Origin of the sequence: Halobacillus sp. B23F22_5 (genome assembly GCF_043497085.1) — a bacterium.
In the GTDB taxonomy this organism is placed as follows: Bacteria; Bacillota; Bacilli; order Bacillales; family Halobacillaceae; genus Thalassobacillus.
Genome location: NZ_JBIEKI010000038.1, coordinates 1 through 1,019 on the forward strand (window position 1 = coordinate 1; position 1,019 = coordinate 1,019).

Annotated in this window: 1 protein-coding gene; it reads left to right on the forward strand. The window is 36.5% G+C overall.

Annotated features, from left to right (window positions below):
- Positions 1-91: 91 nt before the first annotated feature.
- Positions 92-937: a nucleotidyltransferase domain-containing protein gene (locus ACGTN9_RS20995; protein WP_085507300.1), complete on the forward strand. Its 846-nt coding sequence runs from the start codon at positions 92-94 to the stop codon at positions 935-937.
- Positions 938-1,019: the final 82 nt, after the last annotated feature.

Below are 1,019 nucleotides of genomic sequence, written 5' to 3' on the forward strand. Positions count from 1 at the left end.
GGGGGCAAATCTTGAATAAGACATGCTTTTTTTGTATGGGAAAAGGTCATTTTATTAATAAATACAATCTGAAAAAGGAATGGGGACTTGTATGACTGAAATTAAAGAAATAGGATCTTTATGTTCTTTAGACGACAAAGGCTATATCATAAACCAGTCTGATAACAAAAATATCAATAAGAAATTCAGAGAAGTCATCCAACTTATAAAGGAAAGCTGTCTTTACGCTTTACCAAAGGAAATTCACAGCATTTACATAAGAGGTTCTGTGCCAAGAGGGTTAGACATTGAAGGTGTATCGGATGTGGACGTAATAATCGTAACCTATTCCAATCCTCAAGAACTTGACCTGAATTGGGTGGAGGAGACGGAACAATTTATTGATCAAAAATTTTCTTTTATCAACGGTATAGAATTAGGATTCAGCCCTTTAAGTGAGGTTGAAGAGTCAAAATATTGCTCTATGATCCCTTTTATTCTAAAAACCTATGGAATTTGTGTTTATGGTGAAAACCTAATAAGTAAGCTTCCTGATTATAAACCCGACAGCTCCTTGGCGAACGAACACCTCATTCACTTAACATCTCTAATTAGTAAAGCCAAGCATGATTTAACGGGAAATGAAGACATTGAGGACATTAAGGATTGCTGTTCATGGATCATGAGAATTATTGTGAGGGCTGGTTGTGCGCTTGTCATTGTTCAAGAAGAGTCGTATACAAGGGATCTATTCCCAGCCTATGAACTATTTTCGAAGCACTATCCTGAAAAAGAGCAAGAGATGAGAACAGCCCTTTGGTACGCAATCAACCCCTTATCAAGCTCAGAAGAGATATTGAAATTCTTGGGTCACTTTGGAAACTGGATAGAGGCGGAAACAGAAAATTGGCTTGACGTTTATAACCCAACAAGGAAAATGCATCTACCACTTCAGTGATATAGTTACTGTTTCTTTTTTATTTAAATTAAAGGGTAAACAACAAAGTTATCTCGAATTCAAGTCTTCTGTTAAAGGGGGC

Bases quoted from the DNA above. Each gene is read 5' to 3' on its own strand.
- ACGTN9_RS20995 (WP_085507300.1), top strand. From the start codon at position 92: ATGACTGAAATTAAAGAAATAGGATCTTTATGTTCTTTAGACGACAAA.